General features: G+C 69.0%; 8 protein-coding genes and 1 pseudogene. 3 read left to right on the top strand and 6 right to left on the bottom strand.

The genetic code is table 11. From position 1 onward, the window contains the following. The 4 genes and pseudogenes from HUU96_RS08970 to petA form a co-directional block, all read right to left on the bottom strand. Positions 1-411: pseudogene (locus tag HUU96_RS08970) on the bottom strand (hypothetical protein); the annotation flags it as partial. 147 nt (positions 412-558) lie between these two features. Then, the gene (locus tag HUU96_RS08965) at positions 559-1,410 is read right to left on the bottom strand and encodes a cytochrome c1 (protein ID WP_174292486.1); all 852 of its coding nucleotides are present in this window, start codon (positions 1,408-1,410) and stop codon (positions 559-561) included. 59 nt (positions 1,411-1,469) lie between these two features. Then, positions 1,470-2,753: a cytochrome b gene (locus HUU96_RS08960; protein ID WP_174292485.1), complete on the bottom strand. Its 1,284-nt coding sequence runs from the start codon at positions 2,751-2,753 to the stop codon at positions 1,470-1,472. A 13-nt stretch (positions 2,754-2,766) separates the two neighbouring features. Further along, a complete protein-coding gene (gene petA, locus HUU96_RS08955; protein WP_174292484.1) occupies positions 2,767-3,363 on the bottom strand; it encodes a ubiquinol-cytochrome c reductase iron-sulfur subunit in 597 nt (198 codons plus the stop codon). A 186-nt stretch (positions 3,364-3,549) separates the two neighbouring features. Between petA and HUU96_RS08950 the strand changes: the two genes are divergently transcribed. From HUU96_RS08950 to HUU96_RS08940, 3 genes are read left to right on the top strand one after another with little or no spacing between them, the layout of a single operon-like run. Further along, positions 3,550-4,026, top strand: a complete 477-nt coding sequence (locus tag HUU96_RS08950) for a tRNA (cytidine(34)-2'-O)-methyltransferase (protein ID WP_174292483.1) — start codon at positions 3,550-3,552, stop codon at positions 4,024-4,026. 9 nt (positions 4,027-4,035) lie between these two features. Further along, the gene (gene hemF, locus HUU96_RS08945) at positions 4,036-4,881 is read left to right on the top strand and encodes an oxygen-dependent coproporphyrinogen oxidase (protein WP_174292482.1); all 846 of its coding nucleotides are present in this window, start codon (positions 4,036-4,038) and stop codon (positions 4,879-4,881) included. A gap of 13 nt (positions 4,882-4,894) precedes the next feature. Then, positions 4,895-5,488: a GNAT family N-acetyltransferase gene (locus tag HUU96_RS08940; RefSeq protein WP_174292481.1), complete on the top strand. Its 594-nt coding sequence runs from the start codon at positions 4,895-4,897 to the stop codon at positions 5,486-5,488. Here HUU96_RS08940 and HUU96_RS08935 read toward each other — a convergent pair. Both HUU96_RS08935 and HUU96_RS08930 read right to left on the bottom strand, forming a co-directional pair. Then, positions 5,467-6,231, bottom strand: coding sequence for a hypothetical protein (locus HUU96_RS08935; protein WP_174292480.1), 765 nt, complete (start codon positions 6,229-6,231; stop codon positions 5,467-5,469). The two genes, HUU96_RS08940 and HUU96_RS08935, sit on opposite strands and share 22 nt — an antisense overlap. Then, positions 6,228-6,886 (bottom strand): hypothetical protein (locus tag HUU96_RS08930; protein WP_174292479.1); only part of this gene is annotated, 659 nt, incomplete at its 5' end. The genes HUU96_RS08935 and HUU96_RS08930, both read right to left, overlap by 4 nt.

Here is a 6,886-nt window from a genome sequence, read left to right as displayed (position 1 = left end):
TCCCGCCGGCCGGGCCGCGCCGCCGCGGTTGAAGCCGCCCCAGTTCGCCCCCTGCCGGAAGCCCTGTCCGCCCTGAACGCCAGCGCCACCGCGGAAGGCGCGCTGCTGGCCGGACCAGTAGCGGCGCTGGTCGCCGTTCCACCGATAGGGCCTCCGATAGCGGTCATAGACGTAGAAGCCGCTGCCCGGATAATAGAAGCCGCCATACCAGCCGTAATAGCCGGGGTAGCCGCTACCGTAATAGGGATCGCCATAGGTGCCGTAGACGCCGTCGTAATAGCCGTCATAGCCCGGCGCATAGCCGACGGCGGGACCGCCATAGCCATAGCCGTAATCGTCGGCGCAGCCGCCAAGGGCGCTCGCCGATACGACGATGGCGACGGCCATCCCCACTCGCTTGATCGTGTTCATGTGCTCTCCCTCACGCGGAAGGCGCGGCAGGATACGCGCCGGTGAGGGAAGAACGAGGATCGCGCCCCGGCGGTTCCGCACGGCTCTCTACGCGAAAGGGCGGCACCTCGCGGCACCGCCCCTCTGTGTTCACGAACGTAGGGTGGCTCAGTGCTTCACGTCGCGCCACACGTTCTGATACGCCCCCCAGGCGAGGACGCAGAAGCCGAGGATGAACAGCAGCGCCGCGAAGCCGGCGGCGTGACGCGCCTCCAGATTGGGCTCGGCGGTCCAGGTCAGGAAAGCGGAGATGTCCTTCGCCATCTGGTCGACGCTCGGCTTGGTGCCGTCGCTATACTGGACCTGGCCGTCCGACTTGAGCGGCGGCGGCATGTGGATGTTGAGGTTAGCGTAAAATCGATTGTAGTAGAGCCCGGTCGGCGTTGCGATGTCGGGGAATTCCTTCAGCAGTTCGGGCGACTGCTTGACGTAACCGTGACCGACCAGCCTGTAGACGTAGCTCGCGCCACCGTGCCGGGCCTTGACCATGTCGGACAGGTCGGGCGGCACCGCGCCGCCATTGGCGGCCTTGGCGGCGACGTCGTTGGCGAAGACTAGCGGGAAATGGTCGGAGGGCACGTTCTTGCGCGTCGCCGCCTCGCCGGTGTCGGGGTTGGATGAGGGCTGCTCGATCTGCCACTGGCTGGCGATCGCCTTCACCTCGGCGGGGGTGTAGCCGATCTGGGTCAGGTCGCGAAACGCGACCAGCCGGATCGAATGGCAGGCCGAGCAGACTTCCTTGAACACCTGGAACCCGCGCTGCACCTGGCGGCGGTCGAACGTGCCGGTCAGGCCGTCGGACTTCAGATTGGCCTGGAGCAGCGGATTGCGTGCCTCGACATACTCCGCCGCGGATTCGACCGGCGGCGTGGTGATGCGGTCACGAACGGTGCCGAACAGCGCCAGTGCCAGCACGAAGACGAACGCGGCACCCACCAGCCCTGCGATTGCACGAACCATTGTCCTTCAAATCCCTCTTGTCGTGCCGTTCATGCCAGCCCCGATCACGCCAGCCCCAATCACGCCAGGGCCGTCTGCGCCGGGCTGGTCCCGCCATGGTTGCCCAGCACCGCCTCGGTGATCGAGTGCGGCAACGGCCGGGGCCGTTCCGACCGGGCGATGATCGGCAGCACGATCAGGAAGTGCGCGAAATAATAGGCGGCGGTGATCTGCCCCAGGATCGCATAGGTCGGCGTCGCCTCCGACCCGCCGACCCAGCCGAGCACCAGCACGTCGGCGACCAGCACCCAGAACGCGATCCGCGCCTTCGGCCGGTAGTTGTTCGAGCGCACCGGCGAGGAGTCCAGCCAGGGCAGGAAGAACAGCAGCAGGATCGAGCCGAACATCGCCAGCACCCCCCACAGCTTCGCCGGCAGGATGAAGTCCGCCGTGAACGAGCGCAGGATCGCGTAGAACGGCCAGAAATACCATTCGGGGACGATGTGTGCCGGCGTCGAGAGCGGGTTGGCCGGAATGTAATTGTCCGGATGGCCGAGATAGTTCGGCGCAAAGAACAGCAGCGAGGCGAAGATCAGCAGGAAGATACCCAGCCCGAAGCCGTCCTTGGCAGTGTAATAAGGGTGGAACGGCACCGTGTCCTGCTCGCCCTTGACGTCGACGCCGGTCGGGTTGTTCGAGCCGGGAATATGCAGCGCCCAGATGTGCAGCACGATCACCGCCGCGGTGACGAACGGCAGTAGATAGTGGAGCGCGAAGAAGCGGTTGAGCGCCGCATCGTCGGGCGCATAGCCGCCGAGCAGCCACACCCGGATCGTCTCCCCCACCATCGGAATCGCCGAGAAGAAGCCGGTGATGACCTGCGCGCCCCAGAAGCTCATCTGCCCCCATGGCAGCACATAGCCCATGAACGCGGTCGCCATCATCAGCAGGAAGATGGTCACGCCCAGCAGCCACACCATCTCGCGCGGAGCCTTGTACGAGCCGTAATAAAGCCCGCGGAAGATGTGGGTGTAGACGACGATGAAGAACATGCTCGCGCCGTTGGCATGGGCGTAGCGGAGGAACCAGCCGCCGCGCACGTCGCGCATGATCGCCTCGACCGAGTCGAACGCGCCCGCCGCGGCGACGTGGTAATGCATCGCCAGCACGATGCCGGTGATGATCTGGATGCCCAGCGCCGCGCCCGCGAGCACGCCGAAGTTCCAGAAGTAATTGAGGTTGCGCGGCACCGGATAGCCGGCCCCGACCGCATTGTAGACGAGGCGCGGCACCGGCAGTTTCTCGTCCAGCCACCGCATCAGCGGCTGCTTCGGCTCGTAATGCTTGGCCCAGGGAAAGCTCATGGCGTTTTGATCCTCAACCGACCGTGACGCTGGTCGGCGTGGTGAAGCTGTAGTCGGGAACGCCCAGGTTCTTGGGAGCCGGTCCCTGACGGATGCGTGCCGCCGTATCATATTGCGAACCGTGGCAAGGGCAGAAATAGCCCCCGTACTTGCCGCGGTTCTCCCCCTCATGGATGCCGAGCGGGATACAGCCTAGATGGGTACATACCCCCAGGGTTATCAACCAGTTCTCGTGCCCCGCCTTGGTCCGCTGCTCCAGCGTCTGCGGATCGCGCAGTTCGCTCAGCGGCACCGCCTTGGCGTCGGCGATCTCCTTGGAGGTCAGGTTGCGCACGAACATCGGCTGCTTGCGGAAGCTGGTGATGACGCCCTGCCCCGCTTCGACCTTGCTGAGGTCGACGACCGTGGTGGACAGCGCCAGCACGTCGGCGGAAGGGTTCATCTGGTTGACCAGCGGCAGCACGATCGCGACCGCGCCGACGCCGACAAAGGCGACGGCGGCGACGTTGAGGAAGTCGCGGCGGCGCGGATCGTCGACCGGCTCAAGAAACGGCGCTGGGTCTTCGCCTGGCGGAACCCCCTGAGCAGCCATCGTGTCGACCGTCGCCATCACCGTAACCCTTGCCAAACTCGTCACATCATCGCGAGCGAATGCCGGCACATGCCGGCCCGGTCCACGCGCCCGCCATGCCCGCCGTCCCCACGCCAGGCTCGCGGCATGATAGACGCCGGCCGCCGGCTTTGCCAACAGAGTTTTCGCACCGCCGCATCGATGGGCGGCGGCGGGAGAAGACCGATGCGCATGGCGCTGTTCCAGCCAGATATCGCCGGCAATGTCGGCACCATCCTGCGGCTGGGCGCGTGCCTGGGCGTCGCGGTCGACCTGATCGAGCCGATGGGCTTTGCGTTCGGCGACCGGGCGATGGCGCGCGCCGGCATGGACTATCTCGCGCAGGCCGCCGTCACCCGCCACGCCGACTGGGCGGCGTTCGCCGCGGGCGTCGCCGGTCGCATCGTGCTGCTGACCACCAGGGGCGCGACGCCGCTGCCGGCGGCGCGGTTCGAGCCGGACGACATCCTGCTGCTGGGGTCGGAGAGCGCCGGCGTGCCCGGCTTCGTCCACGACCGCGCCGATCTTCGCGTGCGGGTACCCATGCGCAGCGGCGCTCGCTCGCTCAACGTCGCGGTCGCCGGCGCGATCGTGCTGGGCGAGGCGCTGCGGCAGACCGGCTGGCCGGCAGAGGCCCTTCCGCCGCCGGACGACGCTGGCTAAGCAGCCGCAATGACCGACCTCGACGACCAGCAAGCCGCCGCCCGCCTGTGGTTCGAGGGGCTGCGGACGCGCATCTGCGCCGCCTTCGAGGCGATCGAGTGCGAGGCGGGTAGCGACGCGGCGTTCGACTATCTCGGCTGGGACCGCATCGATCCCTCTGGCGTCCCCGGCGGCGGCGGCGTGCGCGGGGTGATGAAAGGCCGCGTGTTCGAGAAGGTGGGCGTCAACGTCTCCACCGTCGGCGGAACGTTCGAGGGGGAGTTCGGCCGCACCATCCACGGGGCCGGCGACGACCCGCGCTTCACCGCCACCGGCATCAGCCTGGTCGCGCACATGGCCAACCCGCATGTCCCCGCCGTCCACATGAACTGCCGCTTCCTGACCACCACCAAGCGCTGGTTCGGCGGCGGTGCGGACCTCAACCCGCCGCTGCCGGTGGCGGCGGACACGCAGGATTTCCACGCCGCGCTGAAGGCCGCCTGCGACGCCCATGCGCCGGTTGGCGACTATCCGCGCTTCAAGGCGTGGGCGGACGAGTATTTCTACATACCCCATCGCCAAGTCCATCGCGGCGTCGGCGGCATCTTCTACGATCACCTGGAGGGTGGCTTCGACGCGGGATTCGCCTTTACCCGCGCGGTCGGGGAGGCGTTCCTCGCCATCTATCCGGCGATCGTCCGGCGGCACATGACGCAGCCGTTCACCGCCGCCGATCTCGCCGCGCGCGACGGGTGGCGGGGCCGCTATGCCGAGTTCAACCTCGTCTATGATCGTGGCACGTCGTTCGGGCTCAAGACCGGCGGCAACATCGACGCGATCCTGATGAGCCTGCCGCCCGTCGCCACCTGGTCGTGACGGGGGGCCTGAGATGGCGCTGATCGCGGTCGCGCCCGGCGAGTTGGCGACGATCGTCACCACGCTGGAGATGACGGCGCGGCCGCCGCTGCGGCCGATGCCGTCGTCACCGCTGCGGCTGGTGCGGTGGAATCAGCCGGAGCCGGCCAAGTATCGCACGCTGTTCGCCCGGGTCGGCGCGCGCTGGCTATGGTATTCGCGGCTGGCGCTCGACGACGACGCGCTGGCCGCGATCGTGCAGGACCCGGCGATCGCAGTCCATGCGGTGCTCGACCGGGCCGGGATCGAGGTGGGGATGGTCGAGCTGGACCACCGCACCGCCGGTGCCTGCGCCATCGCCTATTTCGCGCTCGTGCCCGAGCTGGCCGGACAGCGCCATGGCCGCTGGCTGATGGCGGAGACGCTCGCGCGTGCCTGGCGGCCGGGAGTAGCGCGGGTGTGGCTCAACACCTGCACCCTCGACCATCCCTCGGCGCTCGGCTTCTACCGGGCGCAGGGCTTCACCGCGACCGCCCGTACGATCGAGACCTTCGCCGACCCGCGCGCGAGCGGGCTGCTGCCAGCCGACGCCGCACCGCAAATCCCTTACCTGGCGAGCCGCCGATAGAGCACGCCCTGCATCATCGCCAAGGCCAGCATCGCCGCCCAGGCCACCCCGGCCGCTCCCGCATCCAGCGCCGCCAGCACTGTCGGGTTGGCGATGCCGGCGTGCCGCAGCGCCTCGATCGTCGCTTCCACCAGCTGGATCGCGACCGACATGGTGACCAGCAGGCCGCCGACGAGCAGCGACAGCACAATGCCGTGCCCGCGTGTCCAGCGCCAGCTGAGCACCACCGCCCGCACCGCGCCGGTGCCAGGCCGGCCGAGCAGCGCCGCGCCGAGCAGCATCGTGCGCCCCAGCACATAGACCACCGCCGGCACCACCAAGGCGAGCAGCATCGGCGCGCTGGCAGCGACCAGCCCTAGCGCCAGCGACGGCATCGCCACGACGATCCCCGCCAGCAGGAAGCGCAGCAGCAGCCGCGCCGCCTGCAGCAGCGCCGCCCCCGCGGTCGGCCGCTCGCCGCCGACGTACAGCGCGACGATCGCCAGCTGACCCAGCTGCGCGACCACGAACGCCGCCACGCACAGCGTGCCGTAACGGCCTGCCCAGACCTGCACCGCTTCCGCCCAGGCCTGCACCGCGACCGGAGCGGCGGTGCCGGGCATCGCCGGCGGATCGGGCACCAGCATCAGCGTCGCCCATTGCGGCACGAACAGCAGCAGTCCCGACAGCGGCGACAGGATCATGCGGTCCTGCCGCCAGCGCGCGGCGGCCTCTCGCGCCACCGCGGCGAGATCGAGCCTCATGGCAGCGCGGTCGCCTCGCGGGCGGCGAGATACAGCTGCGCGGTGAACACGATCGCAACGACGCTGAGCGCAGTGCTGACCAGCGCGCCGGCGACCGCGGCGATGAAGGTGGCGGTCGCGCCTGCGCCCAGGATCAGCGCCGCGATCGTCCCGGCGACCAGCTGCGCGGCACCCCCGGCGACGAGGACGACGATCGCGTACAGGACCAGCACGCCGATGATCCGCCAGGTCAGGCCGCGCGTCAGCCGGAACGAGCGCGCAAATGCGCCGACGCCGGTCCGCTCCAGCAGCAGGACCGGGTACAGCAAGGCCAGCCGCGCCCCCACCCCGATCGCGATGACGAGGAAGACCAGGGTGTAGAGCGCGATGATCGCCGCCGTCTGTGGCGGCAGATTGACGTTGGTGCCGCCCGCCATCGCCTGCATGTCGACGCCAGAGCCCGCCAGGATGATGCCCATCGGCACGAACAGCAGCGCGACCACGGCCAGCACGATCAGCAGCACGCCGAGCGTCGGCAGCAGCCGCCGGGTCGCCATCCGCGTCGCGTCGTCGCGCAGCACCGCCGGGTCGCTCGCCGCCGCCAGGATGGCGAGGTGGCCCCAGACCGCGACGACGATCGCGGCGATGGCGATCAGCCCGATCAGCGCCCTACACC

It is taken from the genome of Sphingomonas bacterium (genome assembly GCF_903644135.1).
Lineage (GTDB): Bacteria > Pseudomonadota > Alphaproteobacteria > Sphingomonadales > Sphingomonadaceae > Sphingomonas.
This window is presented reverse-complemented; position numbering and strand designations above follow the sequence as displayed.